The 18,569-nt window shown below is 34.5% G+C and carries 19 protein-coding genes, 1 other RNA gene and 3 pseudogenes; 18 read left to right on the forward strand and 5 right to left on the reverse strand.

Annotated elements, in window-relative coordinates:
• Nucleotides 1-22 precede the first annotated feature (22 nt).
• The 11 genes and pseudogenes from ssrA to OPR24_RS01220 all read left to right on the forward strand — a co-directional run.
• Nucleotides 23-358, forward strand: a transfer-messenger RNA (tmRNA) gene (gene ssrA / locus OPR24_RS01170).
• 22 nt (nt 359-380) lie between these two features.
• A complete protein-coding gene (locus tag OPR24_RS01175) occupies nt 381-818 on the forward strand; it encodes a ClpXP protease specificity-enhancing factor SspB (RefSeq protein ID WP_265033523.1) in 438 nt (145 codons plus the stop codon).
• A 202-nt stretch (nt 819-1,020) separates the two neighbouring features.
• On the forward strand, nt 1,021-1,254 hold the full coding sequence (locus OPR24_RS01180; protein ID WP_406833288.1) for a hypothetical protein: 234 nt from the start codon (nt 1,021-1,023) through the stop codon (nt 1,252-1,254).
• Nucleotides 1,235-1,546: a type II toxin-antitoxin system RelE family toxin gene (locus OPR24_RS01185; RefSeq protein WP_265033524.1), complete on the forward strand. Its 312-nt coding sequence runs from the start codon at nt 1,235-1,237 to the stop codon at nt 1,544-1,546. Before OPR24_RS01180 ends, OPR24_RS01185 begins: the two co-directional genes overlap by 20 nt.
• A gap of 142 nt (nt 1,547-1,688) precedes the next feature.
• The gene (locus OPR24_RS01190; RefSeq protein WP_265033525.1) at nt 1,689-1,967 is read left to right on the forward strand and encodes a YggT family protein; all 279 of its coding nucleotides are present in this window, start codon (nt 1,689-1,691) and stop codon (nt 1,965-1,967) included.
• Complete coding sequence (locus OPR24_RS01195) at nt 1,968-4,082, forward strand: FtsK/SpoIIIE family DNA translocase (protein ID WP_265033526.1); 2,115 nt, start codon at nt 1,968-1,970, stop codon at nt 4,080-4,082.
• A 148-nt stretch (nt 4,083-4,230) separates the two neighbouring features.
• Nucleotides 4,231-4,782, forward strand: a complete 552-nt coding sequence (locus OPR24_RS01200; RefSeq protein ID WP_265033527.1) for a hypothetical protein — start codon at nt 4,231-4,233, stop codon at nt 4,780-4,782.
• A 197-nt stretch (nt 4,783-4,979) separates the two neighbouring features.
• On the forward strand, nt 4,980-5,597 hold the full coding sequence (locus tag OPR24_RS01205) for a TRP75-related protein (protein ID WP_265033528.1): 618 nt from the start codon (nt 4,980-4,982) through the stop codon (nt 5,595-5,597).
• Nucleotides 5,598-5,622: 25 nt separating this feature from the next.
• Nucleotides 5,623-6,903 (forward strand): flavodoxin-dependent (E)-4-hydroxy-3-methylbut-2-enyl-diphosphate synthase, encoded by a 1,281-nt coding sequence (ispG, locus tag OPR24_RS01210; protein WP_265033529.1) that lies wholly within the window; start codon nt 5,623-5,625, stop codon nt 6,901-6,903.
• Nucleotides 6,904-7,008: 105 nt separating this feature from the next.
• A complete protein-coding gene (locus OPR24_RS01215) occupies nt 7,009-7,365 on the forward strand; it encodes a hypothetical protein (RefSeq protein ID WP_265033530.1) in 357 nt (118 codons plus the stop codon).
• Between the two features lie 273 nt (nt 7,366-7,638).
• A pseudogene (locus tag OPR24_RS01220) lies at nt 7,639-7,962 on the forward strand (helix-turn-helix domain-containing protein); the annotation flags it as partial.
• A 10-nt stretch (nt 7,963-7,972) separates the two neighbouring features.
• Here OPR24_RS01220 and OPR24_RS01225 read toward each other — a convergent pair.
• Together OPR24_RS01225 and OPR24_RS01230 are read right to left on the reverse strand one after the other, a co-directional pair.
• A pseudogene (locus OPR24_RS01225) lies at nt 7,973-8,984 on the reverse strand (IS630 family transposase).
• 263 nt (nt 8,985-9,247) lie between these two features.
• The gene (locus OPR24_RS01230; protein WP_265033964.1) at nt 9,248-9,742 is read right to left on the reverse strand and encodes a Smr/MutS family protein; all 495 of its coding nucleotides are present in this window, start codon (nt 9,740-9,742) and stop codon (nt 9,248-9,250) included.
• A 92-nt stretch (nt 9,743-9,834) separates the two neighbouring features.
• On the opposite strand from OPR24_RS01230, the gene rlmB reads away from it, so the two are divergent.
• From rlmB to OPR24_RS01250, 4 genes are all read left to right on the forward strand, one after another.
• Nucleotides 9,835-10,599, forward strand: a complete 765-nt coding sequence (gene rlmB / locus OPR24_RS01235) for a 23S rRNA (guanosine(2251)-2'-O)-methyltransferase RlmB (protein ID WP_265033531.1) — start codon at nt 9,835-9,837, stop codon at nt 10,597-10,599.
• Nucleotides 10,600-10,692: 93 nt separating this feature from the next.
• The gene (locus tag OPR24_RS01240) at nt 10,693-11,406 is read left to right on the forward strand and encodes a Bax inhibitor-1/YccA family protein (protein WP_265033532.1); all 714 of its coding nucleotides are present in this window, start codon (nt 10,693-10,695) and stop codon (nt 11,404-11,406) included.
• A complete protein-coding gene (locus OPR24_RS01245) occupies nt 11,407-11,943 on the forward strand; it encodes a cytochrome c oxidase assembly protein (protein WP_265033533.1) in 537 nt (178 codons plus the stop codon).
• Between the two features lie 270 nt (nt 11,944-12,213).
• Nucleotides 12,214-13,191, forward strand: coding sequence for a quinone oxidoreductase family protein (locus OPR24_RS01250; RefSeq protein ID WP_265033534.1), 978 nt, complete (start codon nt 12,214-12,216; stop codon nt 13,189-13,191).
• A gap of 228 nt (nt 13,192-13,419) precedes the next feature.
• Here OPR24_RS01250 and ispH read toward each other — a convergent pair whose 3' ends face one another.
• The gene (ispH, locus tag OPR24_RS01255) at nt 13,420-14,349 is read right to left on the reverse strand and encodes a 4-hydroxy-3-methylbut-2-enyl diphosphate reductase (RefSeq protein WP_265016307.1); all 930 of its coding nucleotides are present in this window, start codon (nt 14,347-14,349) and stop codon (nt 13,420-13,422) included.
• 2 nt (nt 14,350-14,351) lie between these two features.
• Between ispH and OPR24_RS01260 the strand changes: the two genes are divergently transcribed.
• Nucleotides 14,352-15,917: a peptidoglycan D,D-transpeptidase FtsI family protein gene (locus OPR24_RS01260; protein ID WP_265033535.1), complete on the forward strand. Its 1,566-nt coding sequence runs from the start codon at nt 14,352-14,354 to the stop codon at nt 15,915-15,917.
• A 2-nt stretch (nt 15,918-15,919) separates the two neighbouring features.
• Here OPR24_RS01260 and OPR24_RS01265 read toward each other — a convergent pair whose 3' ends face one another.
• A complete protein-coding gene (locus OPR24_RS01265) occupies nt 15,920-16,228 on the reverse strand; it encodes a hypothetical protein (protein WP_064125016.1) in 309 nt (102 codons plus the stop codon).
• A gap of 178 nt (nt 16,229-16,406) precedes the next feature.
• Entirely contained in the window at nt 16,407-17,132 is a 726-nt protein-coding gene (gene elbB, locus OPR24_RS01270; RefSeq protein ID WP_265033537.1) for an isoprenoid biosynthesis glyoxalase ElbB, read from the reverse strand.
• Nucleotides 17,133-17,255: 123 nt separating this feature from the next.
• Between elbB and OPR24_RS01275 the strand changes: the two genes are divergently transcribed.
• Together OPR24_RS01275 and OPR24_RS01280 are read left to right on the forward strand one after the other, a co-directional pair.
• The gene (locus OPR24_RS01275) at nt 17,256-17,480 is read left to right on the forward strand and encodes a hypothetical protein (protein ID WP_265033538.1); all 225 of its coding nucleotides are present in this window, start codon (nt 17,256-17,258) and stop codon (nt 17,478-17,480) included.
• A 44-nt stretch (nt 17,481-17,524) separates the two neighbouring features.
• Nucleotides 17,525-18,536 (forward strand): annotated as a pseudogene (locus OPR24_RS01280) (IS630 family transposase).
• The last annotated feature ends 33 nt before the right edge of the window (nt 18,537-18,569 follow it).

Genomic DNA, 18,569 nt, shown 5'->3' on the forward strand with positions numbered 1-18,569 from the left:
ATAAATCAACTTAAGGTCATAATATCTTGACATTTATTTAATGTTGCTATATAATAACTATGTACATTTTGTGTACTATAGCAATAAAATCACCCTGTAATAGGTGTATTGGACCCGAGGGCAGTACTCGGCGCCTCCACCATATTTTTAATTTATATGGGGGCGAATAAGGATCGACATGCATAGTAAAGATGGTAGTTTTGCTCGGTTAGACACCACCGCTAAGAGTTCATAATTTAAATGCAAACGATAATTTTGCTGCTGAAGACAATGATGCAATAGCTGCTTAATTTAAGCACTATAACTTCATTGCTATAAGCACGGTTCAGGGAACGCCGGGTAACAGAAGTTCCCCAAAAATTTACGTATGTGGAAGTTATATGGAGCAAACAGATTACAAAAAATTGCTTAATTCTGCCAAGTTTCAAGTTATCAAAAAGACTTTAGATGTTATATCAGGTAATGGTTTTATCCCTCATTTAGAAACATTATTTTTCACATATTTTAATGGTGTAATCATGCCAGATCGTTTGAAAAAGTCATACCCCACTCAAATGCTTATTATATTACAGCATCAATTCTATGATTTAAAAGTTTCTGAGGATAAATTTAGCGTCAGTTTGAGTTTTCAAGGAAAACAAGAGCGAATTACTATACCGTTTTTTGCTATTAGTGAGTTTCGTGATAAAATTTCAGGAGATGTTTTAATATTTGACAAAATCAGTATCGATTCTGATAAAGAATACAAAAGTGAAAAATGTACTGAAAAATTATCAAACGGTAGTGTTATATCCATAGATCAACTGCGTGATGAGTAATTGCTCATCTTTGTAAACAAAAAATATTAATAGAAAAAAGTGATCTAACTTAAGTAATAGAATAGAGGAATACTATCGTAGACAAATATGCTAAATCTTTAATTGTTTATTAACGCAGGTGGCAAAATTTTTCTTACATATCATCAACTTTCTTTATTGAAAAATTCAGAAAAATGTTGTAAAATAGTTGTGGTAGTAGACTTTGGTAAAACTTATGGCAGATTCAGGAATTAGTATAACTTTTGACCCAAAAACTTCGCAGCATCTTGTTGAACTAGCTAGAGCCACTAAGCAGTCTGTTCAAAAATTAACAGAAAAGCTAGTCAAGGAAGCAATCGAACTTGAAGCGGAAGATATTGCATTTTCCAAAATTATTAGGGAGTTAAATGCTGATGATGCAGAAGAAGTAGAGGATAGTGAAGACATCTGGAAATAAGCGATACACCATTAAATATCTAAAGCATGTTCTTAAAAGAAATTTGCCTTTCTTGCCGAAAGATGTAAAGCCAAGTATTAAAGACACAATAAAAAAGTATCTTGAGATTGATCCTATTGGTAACGGTGTGTTGCTACGCAAGAGATTAAAGGGACATAGAAGAATAAAAGTTGCTGATGATTACCGTATTGTCTATCGTGTAAATACTGCAAAACGTATAGTAATTATTGTTTCAATAGGACACAGGGACAATATTTACAAGCAGGCAATATTGGACCTACTGAAACATTAAATATATTTTATACAGCCCTCCTTCCTCCTACCTTAGGTGCAGCTCAAAAAATGAAGTTTTTTTTGGTTCAGCAAAAACAACATTTTGAGTTTGAAAAGGCTAAATACTTGTCTTTATTATAACTTTCGTGTAATAGATATACATGCATCCAATTATATATCTACTCAACACGTTACTTGATCTTTATAGCTTCATTCTAATATGTTGGGTTGTCTTAAACTGGCTGGTTAAACTTAATATGGTGAACATATATAATGAAACTGTCAATAGCATAATGCACATCTTGAACCAATTGACATATCCACCACTAAAGATTATTAGAAGATATATACCACCGTTCAATAGATTAGATTTATCTATAATGATATTGCTAATAACAATTCACTTTGTAAAATATACAGTAGCTTACTACTTTAGGTAGATGTTAAAAAAATATCTAAAATCAGCAATATATCTATCCCTTTTAATATATGTATATATATCAGTTTTTAGCTACAACTATAAAGATCCTTCCTTAAACACGGCTACAAATAAGGAAGTGACAAATTTAGGTGGAATAGTAGGTTCATATTTAGCTGATATATTGGTTCAATTTCTTGGATTAACTAGTGTTACAATAGCTACAACCATAGTTTACTTGTTGATCTTCAGACCAGCAAAAATACTGCTGAAAATTCTCTATTTAATATTAATCAATTTAGGGGTATGTGCTATATTACCACAACTTTCGCTAGGCATCACTGCAAGGTACAGACACAGTGGAATAATAGGGAATGCACTCGTTAATAACTGCCCATTTTATGTATTTGTGATAGTAACATCAATAGGTCTTGTAGGATCGGTTGGTTGGAAGAGAGCAATTTACTCTATATTTTTTCTATTCAAAAAAATAGCTTGCTTATTTATAAATGTTCCATTCTTCAGATCACATAAAACTGCTGAATATTCAGTTGCACCATTAGTAGTAGAAGAAAAACATAGAACTAAAATCACTACTAAACAACAACCAAAAGAAAGACAGAAAAAATCTACCGAGGAGATTTTAAGTGAGTTTAAGTTTCCAAGTATCCATTTACTTTCTAAAGCAGAAGAGTCTTTGCAGAGAAAACAGCTAAATGAAATGGAGAGCAATAAAAATTTATCTCTGCTGGAACAAGTCCTGAGTGATTTTGGCGTGCAAGGAAAAATTATCAGTGTATGCTATGGGCCGGTTGTGACTTTATACAAACTTGAACCACAAGCTGGTACGAAATCTGCAAGAGTAATTGGCCTTGCAGATGACATTGCACGTTCGATGAGTGCACTCTCTGCACGTATTTCAATAATTCGTGGGCAAAATGCTATGGGAATAGAGTTGCCGAACAAGGAACGAGAAATTGTAATGCTGCGTGATTTGCTTGAATCACCAGAATACCAGAATGCAAACTTAAATCTCCCAATTGCGCTTGGCAAAGAAATAAGTGGAAAACCGGTTATTGCAGATCTGACTAAAATGCCCCACTTGCTCGTTGCTGGAACCACAGGGTCGGGTAAATCAGTTGCGATTAACACTATGATTCTTTCGCTCGTTTATCGATTAAGTCCTGATGAATGTAAGATGATAATGATCGACCCAAAAATGCTTGAGCTTTCAATATATGATGCAATACCGCACCTAATGGCGCCAGTAGTAACAGAGCCAAAAAAGGCTGTTATCGCTCTTAAGTGGATAGTGAAAGAAATGGAAAATCGCTATCGCATGATGTCGTATTTAAATGTACGCAATGTAATAAACTATAACCAAAAAATCACAGAAGCAATGAATAGTGGAATAGAATTGGAGCGCGTTGTGCAGATTGGCTTTAACTCAACAACAGGCAAACCTTTGTTTGAAAAAATACCAATCAAGATGGAGACATTTCCGTATATTGTAGTGATCGTGGATGAAATGGCAGATTTGATGCTTGTTGCCGGCAAAGAGATAGAGTGCTCTATTCAACGTTTAGCTCAGATGGCTCGTGCTGCAGGAATACACATCATAATGGCAACACAACGCCCATCTGTGGATGTGATCACAGGTGTGATAAAGGCGAACTTTCCAACGAGAATCAGTTTTGCTGTTACTTCTAAGATAGATAGCCGTACAATACTTGGCGAACAAGGGGCTGAACAATTGCTCGGTATGGGTGATATGCTCTATATGGCCTCTGGTGGTAAGATCATTCGAGTTCACGGCCCATTTGTAAGTGATAATGAGGTGCAAGATATAGTTGATCATCTAAAAATGCAAGGTGAGCCAAATTATATGGAGGAAATCACCAAAGAAGATGAAAATTCTTCTGTGGAATCAGAAGGTGAAACAGAGGATGAAGAAAACAACCTCTACAATCAAGCAGTGGCCATCATTCAAAGAGATCAAAAAGTTTCAACCAGTTACATTCAGCGACAACTTAGAATAGGCTATAACAGAGCTGCAAATATTGTTGAAAGAATGGAAAAAGAAGGAATTGTCAGCTCTCCAAATTACTCAGGAAAGAGAGAGATATTGGTTGAATAACAGGGCTTCTTTCTTAACTTAAGTTTCTACACCCTCAAAAAGCAAGTCAAACGAAATTATTAAAAGATCAATACATAATGACAATTGATTTAATACTAATTTAAGTACTAAGAACGTACAATAGTAATATATTAATTAGGGGATAAAAATGTCAACAAATTGGCTTCATGATTTGTTATTCGGTTCTAATGAATCGACAATAAAAGCACTAGAAAAACTTCAACAGATGGATGCTGAGCAGTTTCAAAAGGCATTCAGTGCACTAGAAAGATTGCAAAAAGGTCAACAGATCAATACTGATCAACTTCAAATTGCATTTAGCAGGTTAGAGGAATTGCAGGCAGCTCAAAAGATCGATGCTGGACGGTTCGAAAGTATACAAAAGTACTTAGAAGGTTTGCAAGAAAGACTCGCGGACGTGGAAGAAAAAGTGGAAACACTCACAGAAACAGTAGCAGATCAAGAAAAAACACTACTAATTTGTGCCATAGTCAGTGCTGTTGCCGCAATAGCGATAACTTCTTTTGTTGCATTCTGCATCTATCAGGGAGTTAAGCTTGAGAGGGAGGAAGAAAAGAACTTGTCTAAAGATACATCAGACGCAAAACTTAATAATGCAGATGACGCTGGTATTCCTGAAAAACTGGATAACTCAACAGTGGAAGGCTTACAAAAATCTTTAAACGATATAGCTGCATAACACTCTTCTTGAGGAGGTGTTACGCAACTTGTAACACCTTACTCTTCTCTCAGCCTATGTAGGTTTTTTTGATAGCAAACATATCACTTTTTAGAAAAATATTTGTAACATATTATTGTAAAGTTAGTAAAGATTCTGGTTTACTTAAAGTTTGTTAATTGCTATCTTTTAAAACACGATATTTACTATAGCACCATATGCTTAGGATTTTTTCTAAAGTTTTGTTTATATTAATGTTTTTGGTTTCTAGCTTTTTTACTGTGCATAGTGCTGAAGCTAAGTCTAAGGTAAAGCTCAGTAAGAAATACATACCTCCTGGTAACCCTGGTGGTGCAAACTTTCATACAGATGAGGATTTTGCTGAGTCGTATAAACTGTATGAGAAGCGTAGGGAATTGCTCAAGAAAAAAAAGTCACAAGATCGAGCTATAAATAAAGAAGATCTAATCAAAAAATTAAAAGAGAAAAAAATTGCTAGTCTTGATAATGAGCCAAATGACATGGAAGCGTGCATAGTCGACGATGAAGAGAGCGCTATGATAAATCAGCATGGTATTAATATCGCACGTTTAAAGGGTGCTGTATTTATAGATCAAGAGCCAGTTTCCCAGTATGAAAGCGAGCAGCATGAACAAGAAGAGAAGAAAGTTACTTCAACACGAGAAAAGAAAGTTTCTCCTATAAATATCATTATAAAAGAAACTCCTTCAAGAAGAACGTGCTCACATGATTCTATTGCTAATTTGGATAACGTAGATGCTTATAGTTTGAATGGTTTGAGTTCATTTGGCAGCGTAGCTGACACAGTAAAATAGTATCACAATATTGGCCATTAATAATATGCTAGATAAAGATATGATATTGAGTGATGATGCATATAAATTATCGCCGATTTCCAGGCACAAAACTCATGTTGTAGAAGTTGGAAAAGTAAAGATAGGTGGAAATAATCCTATAGTCGTACAATCTATGGCGCTTGGTGTGTATATAGATTCTGATAACATAAAAGGCAGTGCTAAGCGATATGCAAAAGAAATAATGGAACTAGCGCGTGCAGGTTCAGAGTTAGTACGGATTGCTTTGAATTCAGAGGAAGTAGCAAGGGCAATACCTTATATGGTAGAAGAGATAAATAAAGAAGGTTTTGACGGTAAAATATTGGTAGGCTGCGGTCAATATGAGCTAGATAAATTAGTTCAAGATTATCCAGACAACATCAAAATGCTGGGTAAAATTAGGATGAATCCAGGCAATGTAGGCTTTGGCGACAAACGTGATGAAAAATTTGAAAGAGTTATAGAGTATGCAATAACATATGATCTTCCTGTCAGAATTGGAGTAAATTGGGGTAGTCTTGATAAGTACCTTTCACAAAAACTAATGGATGAAAACTCCTTGTCCAGTGATCCAAAACCTTCTGACGTTGTATTACGCAAGGCACTTGTAATGTCTTCTCTTAATAGCGCACGGAAAGCTGAAGAAATTGGCCTCAGTGCAGATAAAATAATCATTTCGTGTAAAGTCAGTAGAGTACAAGATTTAATTTCGGTCTACACAGCGCTTGTAAAATTTTCTAATTATGCTTTGCACTTGGGCTTAACTGAAGCTGGTATGGGCAATAAAGGCGTGATAAATACCACAGCAGGGCTTACTTATTTATTGCAAAATGGTATTGGAGACACAATACGTGCTTCTTTAACTCAACGCCCTGGTGAATCGCGTACTAGTGAAGTGATAGTGTGTCAGGAAATATTGCAGTCTATAGGCTTGCAACACTTTAACCCTCAAGTTAATTCATGTCCTGGTTGTGGGCGCACAAGTAGCGATCGTTTTCGTATATTAACTGAAGAGGTGAATGGCTATATAAAAACTCATATGCCGATATGGAAGAAAAAGAATCCAGGTGTAGAGCATATGAGCATCGCTGTTATGGGATGCATAGTAAACGGTCCTGGAGAAAGCAAACATGCAAATTTAGGAATCAGCTTACCTGGATATGGAGAAAAACCTGTTTCAGCAGTTTACAAAGACGGCAAATATTTCAAAACTTTACAAGGTGATAATGTCTCTGAAGAATTTAAGGCAATTATTGATAATTATGTGAAGGAGCATTACATGTAACCTTTCACGGTTAATCAATAGATAAATCGCAAATAAAAATTAAATCTAGTTTTTCTTTTTTCGTTATTAATACATTTGTAACACAATTGAGTTTAAATAATTGGTATGAAAAGCTTTTTACGAAATTTCTTGCACTATCTTCTGTTATCCCAGTGCTTGACACTGGGATCCATATCTTTTTTTCTCTGGTCACGCGCTGGAATGACACCCAGGACGTGGTGTAATAGTTGTACAAGAATCCTACTAACTTTACTATTAATTCTATTTCCACTTTTAGCATCATCTATAAGCATCGAGGACATCGAAGAAAATTGCGATTACGAATATTACCCTAAATTAGATTCTTCTTCTGCTGATGAGTTACACGTTATAAAGCGAAATTATTATAGATACGGTGAGGAATTAAAAATACTAGCAGATGAGAGGATAAAGGAGATCACTTTAGGCACTAGTGATAAATAATTGTAACCAGACTGCATTCTGTGATTTTTAGCAAAACACGATCTTTCATTTGAGCTTTCTTCAATTTAAAGTAAATACAGAAAATTGCTGCCTATAGCTGAACTGACCTTACCCAGAAAAAGTGGAGAGAAAGTTAAGACGTTTTTGTCATGAGAATGATGCATCAAATTGTGCAGGAATGCAATAATTATACCAATTCCCATTACAAGGCAAACAGATGGACAATGATGGAAGAAAAGCCATAATGAAGCAAGTAAAATAGTTGAGGTATAAATGGCATTAAGATCAAAATTATTGGATGAAAAAGTAGTAGAATCAGCAAAAGAAATGCTGAAGAAAGTAAGGAACAATGCATATGTTTCAAAAAAACTAAATGCTGTAATTGCGGCAAAAAAGCATAGTATAACGGCTGTAGCAAAAATATATTGCATTTCAAGAAGCGCACTAACTTCGTGGATAAAACTCTTGAAATTTGGCAGAGAAGAAAAACTGTTTGCTCCTCCATCACGCCGTAGAAAAACTAAATTAAATCAGGCTCAACTACAGCAAATTGAAGCATGTATAGAAGAAAATACTAATATTACCATTAAAGAAATGATACCAATTCTCATTGTTGGTCAGTCAAATAGGAGAAATTGCAGAGTTGTTTAATTGTGGAGCTGGCAAGAGAAGTAATAAATTTGCACAAAGCACCCTAAAGCAGAGCAATTGTATCGTATATTTTATTGCGCAAAATGTTCTGTTTTATATATAACCAAAGCCTCTCAACAAGATTTAGCTCAGGTGAATATGTAGGTAGGTATATAATGTCGATATTTTTAGGTACCTTTAAATTTTTTGACCTATGCCAACTAGCACAGTCCATAACGAGAAAAGCCTCTCGTGTTTCTAGATATTGCGACATCTGCTCAAGAAATATGTTCATGCAATCAGTGTTGACATTTGGTGCAAATAAGCTAGAACTCTTTCCATTTCTAGGATTAACCGCACTATAGAGATAGAAATTTTGCCTAACTAATTTTGTTTTAACCTGTGTTCTAATCCCCTTTTTAAACCACCCATGTCCAACCTTTGAATGTGTGCCAAACCTTGATTCATCAAAGAAAAATAGCTCTTTTTCTGGATACTTGCTAATAGCTCCATTGAGATTTTTTTTTGAATTCCTCTTGTTTGCTTTTATCTTGTCCATTATGAACTGGTCTGGGTGTAATATATGAGAATTTCATCTTTTGCATATAGCGGTGTACTGTAGATTTGCTGATATTTAATCCGAACTTTTCCTGGATTCTTATTCTCATTTCTTTAATGGTAATATTAGGATTTTCTTCTATCCACTCTTCAATTTGCCGTAGTTGATCCTGATTTAATTTAGTTTTTCTACGCCGTTGTGGAGGAGTAAACAGTTTTTCTTTTCTGCCAAATTTCAAGAGTTTTACCCACGAAGTTAGTGCGCTTCTTGAAATGCAATATATTTTTGCTACAGCCGTTATACTATGCTTTTTTGCTGCAATTACAGCATTTAGTTTTTTTGAAACATATGCATTGTTCCTTACTTTCTTCAGCATTTCTTTTGCTGATTCTACTACTTTTTCATCCAATAATTTTGATCTTAATGCCATTTATACCTCGCTACTTCACTTACTTCATTATGGCTTTTCTTCCATCATTGTCCATCTGTTTGCCTTGTAATGGGAATTGGTATAAATACCCTTATTGTCATAATAAGGGGGCTGGCGGAGTTTGTCAAGCAAGTTTTTTCGTTTCTGCGGGCTACTTGAATAACGGCTACAACGTTTGTACAATTGTGTGTAAAGCGCTGCCGAACACTGGTTTTTATATGGCTATATAAGAAAAATTAAGACTTGAAAGGAAACTTAAGCAGCTAATAGGGCCTAAGCCTTCTTAATAAAACATAAAAAGCCCCTTTACCACCATGTTTTTTCGTAGCTTGCTGGTAGTATAGAACCATATGCTGGATTTTAGTATCATTTAACCACTTATTTAAGTTATTCTTTATAGTGTCTGTTTTATTTGTTGCACTGCCGTATCCCGTAATTACCAATAAACATCTATTTCCTGCTCGATAATTTTTGATAATAAAATCTATCAATTTACAGTAAGCATCCTCTATACTATAGCCGTGCAAATCGAGCTTATCGCTTATAAAATATTTACCCCTATCAACTTTTAATTTTGTGTTTTGGTCAAGACAAAATGATGAGTTACCATTATTGGTATTAAGAAAATTCCTTTGTAAGTCGGAGGTACCTTTATCAACCATAGACTTTATATTTACTTTATGATCAACTTTCAAAGTAACTTTTCCACATTCTATTGGCTTAACATTTTTTTGCCAATCCAACTCATCGTCCGACATAAACGCATTAATCGAATTGTATAATTTTACAACAATATCCAAACATAGTAAAATGTTGCTTATTCTGTAAAAACCCGATTTTTGATAATACGATGAAATCGTCAAAAACTAATGAGAATTTTTGGCTGTATGGAAAGCACACCTGCATGTCAGCACTGAAGAATAAAAATAGGCGGTGTATAGAACTGTTAGTAACAGAAAATTTCTATAGAGAACATGAAAAAGAAATTAGGCAATGTGTAAATAGTAAGGGCATTAAAGTTCGATTAGTAGAAAACAAAATACTTAATGACGTTTTATCTAAAGGTGCTAACCATCAAGGAATTGCTTTAAATGTTGCCCCTATTCTTTATAACTTAAGCATCGAAGAAGTAGCTGAAAGCTCAAACGACAGCTCTACTATAGTCATTTTAGATCAAGTCACTGACACGCACAATATTGGATCAATTTTAAGAACTTCAGCTTGTTTTAATGTCAACGCATTGGTTTTACCACATAATCATTCACCTGGCGAAAATGCATCTATTGCAAAAGCAGCAAGTGGAGCATTGGATATTGTTCCGCTAATATACGTTACAAATATAGTAAAAACTATGCAGTATTTAAAAAAGGTCGGCTATTGGTGTTACGGGTTTGATTGCAATGCTAAAGAAAATATAGATGAAATAAAGAGCTTTGAGAAAAAAAGAGTAATTATTTTTGGTTCTGAAGAGAAAGGAATGCGGAGGTTAGTTAAAGAAAATTGTGATTATCTTTTAAAAATACCAATGTCAAATGCAATTAACAGTTTAAATGTTTCAAATGCAGCAGCAATAGGCCTATATTCTATTTATATTAAAACAAATGCCAGCGCATAGCTGTTTATAATAAAAATACTTGATAAAAATACTTGATAAAAATGTGGTTTTATATTATAATGTGTTAAATAATGGACAAAAGGAGTTATATTTATGTCTTACATGAGAAATGAACAGGATATCCGCTCTCAGGGCGTTTATTATAGCGCTGGGCTCAGAAGTTACCTAACTAAAGTATATAACTACATGGCTTTAGCTTTAGGCGTTACAGGGCTTGTTGCATTCCTAACGGTATTTTCCGGTCTTTATCAAGTAATTCATTCTAATCCCGTCTTATTAATCGTGGTAATGCTATCTCCTTTTGCATTGGTGTTATACATGCAGTATAGAATTCAGCACCTAAGTGCTCAGTCCGCCATTGCTATGTTTTTTATGTTTTCAGTGTTAATGGGGCTTTTCTTATCTTATATTTTTGTACGTTACACTGCAGAAAATATAACAAGAGCGTTCTTCATTACATCAATTATGTTCAGCTCTATGGCTTTGTATGGCAATACTACAAAAAAAGATCTGACTAGCATGGGTTCTTTCTTGATTATGGGAGTCTTGGGATTATTTATTGCACTCATAGTAAATTTATTCCTTAGAAGCAGTCCTCTCTATTTTGCAATATCGTTCATATCAGTAATAGTCTTTACCTTAATGACTGCATATGATGCTCAGAGAATCAAAGACGTTTATTATAGATATAATGATGGCTCAGAAGTTGCCACTACTAAATTGGCAATACTCGGTGCAACTGATCTTTATTTTAATTTTATTATTATGTTTAAACATTTACTCCGGTTACTTAGCAATAGAGATTAAATGTTCTCCTTTTTAAGGAGAAATGATAAAAATTCTATAGTCTTCTTTTTAATATCTTTAGTTGTGTTGATGCTGTGTCTTGCATATGCATCGGTACCATTATATAGCATTTTTTGTAAAGCTACTGGATATGGTGGCACAACAAGAAAAGTAACTAATGCAACAATAAGTGCAACTGACCAAAAAATCAGGGTCCACTTCAATGCTGATATAATGTCCGATCTACCTTGGGAATTTAAATCAGAAACTAACTACGTTGATGTAAACATAGGAGAACAAAGTTTAGCATTTTATTACGCAAAAAATCTATCTGATCATCTTTCATTTGGTATGGCAGTATATAACGTTACGCCTTTCAAAGCAGGTAAGTATTTTAATAAAGTTGCATGCTTTTGTTTTGAAGAACAAATGTTGCTACCAAAACAAAAAGCAGCTATGCCCGTATCTTTCTATATAGATCCTGAGATAATGCTCGATAGTAATACAAAAGATTTAAGTGAAATAACGCTATCATACACGTTTTTTAAGCTTAAGTAACAGAATGTTTGCAAACCATGTCATTTCAAGTAATCAATAGGGTGTCATCCGAGTAGCTGACACTGGGATCCAGAAAAAATGTATAGCTCATACAGATAAGGTTGACTTTTTGCCATCTTATGACTTGATTATATAAAAAAATCTGGATTCCAGCGTCACGCGCTAGAATGACAGGAGGTAACGCAAGAAGTCTATTGATTGTGAAAACAATAACTTTGCAAAATATTAATTGTTAGATAACATAATTAAAGTTTTTATCTTACATTCATCATGGTTAGAGCTATACAAATAAAAAAAACTGGGGGACCAGAAGTATTAGAATTTGTAGATAAGAATATAGGTGAGCCAAAAGGCGAGGAAGTCTTAATACGTCATACAACTATCGGCTTAAATCGTTATGATTTAGAGTACAGAAAAGGTACACGCAAAATTAAAAATTTACCATCAGTGCTTGGAGTGGAAGCAGTTGGGGTTATTGAAAAACTTGGTAAAAAAATCAGTGATGGATTCAAAGTTGGAGACAGAGTTGGATATTGCACAGCTCCTCCAGGGGCATATTGTGAAAAGCGCATTATACACCAGAAATATCTGATAAAAATTCCAGATGACATACCTGATGAAGTTGCTGCTGCAGTGCTGTTTAAAGGTATGACAGCTCACTATTTAATTAATCAATCTTATAAAGTTAGGCCTGGTGCTTTCGTGCTAGTTCATGGGGCTAATGGTGGTTTAGGACAAATAATATGCCAATGGGCAAAGGATAAAAAAGGTGTAGTGATAGGTTCTGTAAGCTCTGATGAAAAAATGAAGATAGCTTTACAAAGTGGCTGCACATACGCAATAAACTACAATGATAAAGACTTCGTTTCTAAAGTTATGGAGATTACGCAAAACAGAGGAGTAGGTGCAGTGTATGACCCTATAGGTTACGCTACAAGCAAGCTTTCTTTTGAATCTTTAGGCAGGTTCGGCATATACGTTTCCTATGGGCAGATATCAGGTAACGCTCCTATTAGTTTTTCTTTACTTAGTTCACGTTCGTTATTTGCAACTGGAACCTCAATATACCATTATAAGCATGATAGATTCACATTAGTGCTTACCACAATGGAAATCTTCGAGATGATAAGAAAAAAACTTTTAACTGTACGGATCAATAAAAAATATAAATTTGATGAAATAATTCAAGCTCATCGCGATATGGAAAATAGAAAAGCGAGTGGGTTAAATATTATCAAAATCTCTTAAATAAATTAGTAATTTAAACTAACCATTCATTAAATCATATCAACTAGAACTTCACATATTTAATTCTCCTTTTGGGGAATTAAAAGCATATAGCTAAACTGACTTAGGCTTACCAACAACCGTCATCCCGCTACTTGTTAGCGCCGCGGCGGTATGACGTCTTAGCTATAGATGCTGGTTTGTGTGCTCCCAGTAATTTCAAGAGAAGCTTAGTAGATAAGTTGTGTTTTAAACCAGATTCGGTATTTTAAACTGAACATTTTCAATAATACCACCTGGCATAACTGAAATTTTTACACTCAGGTTTACTTTTAGGTAGTCCATTAATTCATCAACCAATATGTCAGGAGCAGAAGCACCTGCAGTGATTCCTATCTTTTCTACGCCCTGAAACCAGCTTTTATTCACACAGCTGTAATTATCAATTAAGTAGGCTCTTTTTCCTCTGGCAGTGCACAGATCTAATAAGCGGTTTGAATTTGAGCTATTTTTACTTCCTACAACTAACACCATGTCTACAATTTCAGCTAGCTTTTTAACAGCATTTTGTCTGTTTTGCGTTGCATAGCATATGTCCTTTAAATCTGGACCTGTTATGCTTGGAAACCTGAGCTTCAGGGCAACAATAATTTCACGGGTATCGTCGATGCTTAACGTGGTTTGTGTAACATAAGATAAATTATCTGGATCTTTAACTTTTAAATTGCGTACGTCCTGCACAGTTTGCACTAAAATGATAGGATTATTTACTCTTCCTCTAATTCCCTTAACTTCTGGATGGTTTTCATGCCCAATGAGAATTAATTCTTTACCACTGTTTTCATACCTTTTTGCCTCTTTATGCACTTTGCTGACTAAAGGACATGTTGCATCAATCACTTGAATACCCTTTCTTTTTGCCTTATCTTCTATATTTTTTGATACTCCGTGCGCGCTGAAGATCAGTATTCCTCCATTATCTTCAATTTCCTCGATACTGTTCACAAAAACCACTCCTTGTCTCTTAAAGTCCTCTACTATATATTTATTGTGAACAATTTCGTGTAGCACATAAACTTGGCACTTGTTTTTGTATTTTTCTAAAGTAATAGCTAATATGTCCACAGCTCTTTTTACCCCGGCACAAAAACCTCGCGGCTCAGCTAAGATAATTTCCATTTTTGTCAAATCAAGTAAATATGCAAGCATTACTTAAAAATAAGCTCCGCTCACTGTGTTTTATAGTACCATTATTTACGTTTTATATAATAATTATTTTTCGCATATTCTCTTTAACATTTGATCAACCTACTACTTCAGAAAATTTTAGAAAAGATAATACAGTATATAAACAACCTGATATTTTAGATAGAAATGGAGTAGTAATAGCAACAAATGTGCCCACAACATCACTATATACAGATGCAACCAAAGTAAAGAATCCGGAAAGTATAGCAGCACAACTGTGTTCTATTTTGAATGATCTTGAATACGAGAATTCATATAGAGTACTTACTTCAAAAAAGAAATTTGCTTGGGTAAAGCGGCACTTGACTCCAAAAGAACTGTTAGCAATAAAAAATGCCGGCGTGCCAGGAATAAACTTCTATAACGATGTAAAACGTATATATCCTCACAGTAATTTATTTTCACACGTGCTTGGTTACACTGACATAGATGGTAACGGTATTGCAGGAGTTGAGGCATATATAAGTAAAAACAATGAGCAAGAAAAGCCCATAATACTATCCTTAGATACACGAGTGCAAAGCATAGTGCATGAAGAGCTAACTAAAGCTGTAAGCAGATATCAGGCACTCGGCGGAGTAGGAATTGTTTTAAATGTGAGAAATAGTGAAGTCATCTCGATGGTCAGTCTACCTGATTTTAATCCTAACCTACAGAATAAGGCGGAAGACGTACAAAAGTTTAATCGCGCCAGTCTTGGGGTGTATGAGATGGGGTCGGTATTAAAATTCTTTACAATAGCCGCAGCGCTTGATGCAAACGTTACAAAAACTAGCGATTTATATGACGTATCAACACCAATCACCATTGGAAAGTATAAAATTCAGGATTTTCACAAATCTAAAATTCCAAAAATTACTGTGCAAGATATATTTGTAAAATCATCCAACATTGGTGCAGCAAAAATTGCAGTCAAATTAGGTATTGAAAAACAGGTAGAATACTTTAAAGCTATGAAGCTATTTTCTCCTTTAAAAATAGAAATACCAGAAAAATCTACACCGATAATCCCGGATAAATGGAGTGAAAACACTTTAATAACAGCATCTTATGGTTATGGTATAGCTGTAACTCCTATACATCTTGCACAAACTGCAGCAGCATTAATCAACAATGGGATATTTCATAACGCAACCTTGATGTTGAATAAAAGAAGTATAGGAGAGCAAATTATCTCAAGAAGAACCTCCAGGGAAATGAGAAAATTATTACGCGCAGCAGTAACAGATGGCACTGGCAGAAAAGCAAAAATGAAGGCATATTCAATAGGAGGAAAAACTGGATCGGCGGAAAAAGTTGTAGATGGTAAATATAGCAAAGATGCAAACATAGCGTCATTTATAGGAGTGCTAACTATGCTTGACCCAAGGTATATAGTGCTAATTGCTATTGATGAACCTCAAGGAATGCACCACACCGGGGGAATAATTGCTGCACCTATAGTAAAGAACATTATAAATAGAATAGCACCTGTACTAAATGTTACACCTGAGATATAAAATTATGATTGTTTTACTATAACTTCAAATCTATCATTGCCAAAATCCTTATTAATATACCAAGAACCATCATCTTTAGTTACAAATTCAAGACCTTTAAGATTTCTTTTCATTGTCTTTCCATTTTGACCATCGATAGCGATATTAATATCGAATGTAATAACGTCTAGATTTATCATAGCTTCTTTCCCGCTGCACGAATTTAGACTGAACTTGCCTAACATGACATCATTAAAACTCACTTCCCCTGTATAGACATCACACTGACCGTCCACACAACACGTAGTTTCAATATAGAAAAGGTCTGACATATAAAACACCTTGCGTTTATAAAAAAAGAGCTAAATATATATAGCTAGTGCAGCCCTACGCCACGCCGCTAACAAGTAATAGTCGTAAACCTAGAGCACTTTAGCTATATAACCATAATACAGCTAGGAATGTAAAATTCAACAGTTAATTGTGTAAGGAAGTCTAAATTACTACATCTTAGAGGAATGGCTGTTTAGTTTTTTTGTTAATCTTTTTTACCATGCTGTCAATCATATGCTTTATCCCTTGATATACAGAGTATATACTTTCGTCGCTACGCATATAAGCAGAACAGGAAAATACATTATGTTCTTCGTCTTCTATTGATAACCCTATATCACACTTTATGTGTTCACCACCAAGCTTCTCTATCAACTGTTCTCTGTCATCTCCTATAGTTACCTTAACCTTACTTTCTTCTTTACCTATCTTGCTACTTAAAATTGAAACAATGATGGCTGGAGATATGCATATCGCTCCTATCGGCTTTTTTGTAACAAAAAATTCTGAAACTAATCTTTCAAATTCAGGCATTACTGTCACCATGTCTTTATTTTCAGCTAAGTCAGACAAATTTTTTGCAACCCCGTATCCACCAGGTACAACTAGCATGTCAAAATTTTCAACTTTGGCTTCTTTTAAGTCATATATTTCGCCTCTTGCGATTCTTGCAGCTTCTGCAAGTACATTCCTTTTTTCTTTTGTTGCCTTTTTTGTTTTATGATTCATAACTTGTGTGATATTGATATCAGGTGCAAAGCATTTAACATCCACTTCCTGCTGATCAAGCACAAGCAAACTTAAAACCGCTTCTCTTACCTCTGCACCGTCAAGGTGACCACACCCTGATAAAACCACAGCAGCTTTTAATTTTTTTTCACCCATAAAGTACCTTAATTTCATGTAATCTAGATATTTTAATACAAATTCTATATTTGGGAAGGGGTAAATTATTTCATACTAATTATAATATAATTAATAATTAGTATGTATAATCAAACATATTTGTAGTTAATGGAGTTTGATATGGCCCTTGAAGAAGATGATGATGAATTTTTTGACGCTCAAATTGACCATCAGGAACTAAGAAAAGCTATTTCAAATATAATAGAAGGCATTGTAAAATCTTCATCGGAGGAAAAAAAAGCGTTATTGAGTAAGATAAGTAATACAGTTAATGAAATAGATATATACGAGCTTAAATTAGTAATTATACCAATTCCCACTATACAAAGAACGGATAGACAATAATGGAAAAAAAGCCATACTAAAGTAAGTGAAGTAGCGAGGTATAAATGGCATTAAGATCAAAATTATTGGATGAAAAAGTAGTAGAATCAGCAAAAGAAATGCTGAAGAAAGTAAGGAACAATGCATATGTTTCAAAAAAACTAAATGCTGTAATTGCGGCAAAAAAGCATAGTATAACGGCTGTAGCAAAAATATATTGAATTTCAAGAAGCGCACTAACTTCGTGGATAAAACTCTTGAAATTTGGCAGAGAAGAAAAACTGTTTGCTCCTCCATCACGCCGTAGAAAAACTAAATTAAATCAGGCTCAACTACAGCAAATTGAAGCATGTATAGAAGAAAATCCTAATATTACCATTAAAGAAATGAGAATAAGAATCCAGGAAAAGTTCGGATTAAATATCAGCAAATCTACAGTACACCGCCATATGCAAAAGATGAAATTTTCATATATTACACCAAGACCAGTACACAACGTACAAGATAAAAGTAAACAAGAGGAATTCAAAAAAAAATCTCAATGAAGTTATTGGCAAGTATCCAGAAAAAGAGCTATTTTTCTTTGATGAATCAAGGTTTGGCACACATTCGAAAGTTGGGCATGGATGGTTTAAAAAAGGCACTAGGACTCGGGTTAAAATAAAATTAGGTAGGCATAATTTTTATCTCTACAGTGCAGTTAATCCTAAAAATGGAGAGAGTTTTAGCTTATTTGCACTAAATGTTAACACTGATTGCATGAATGTATTTCTTGAGCAAATGTCGCAATATCTAGGGACAAGAGAAGCTGTTCTTGTTATGGACTGTGCTAGTTGGCATAAGTCAAAAAATTTAAAGGTAGCTAAAAATATTGAGATTATATACCTACCTCCATATTCACCTGAACTCAATCCTGTTGAGAGGCTTTGGTTATACATAAAACAGAACATTTTGCGCAATAAAATATACGATACAATTGCTCTGCTTTAGGGTGCTTTGTGCAAATTTATTACTTCTCTTGCCAGCTCCACAATTAAACAACTCTGCAATTTCTCCTATTTGACTGACCAACAATGAGAATTGGTATAAGATGTCTTGTTGAAGATGGTA

This window comes from Wolbachia endosymbiont (group A) of Sicus ferrugineus, from assembly GCF_947251515.1.
Classification (GTDB): Bacteria; Pseudomonadota; Alphaproteobacteria; order Rickettsiales; family Anaplasmataceae; genus Wolbachia.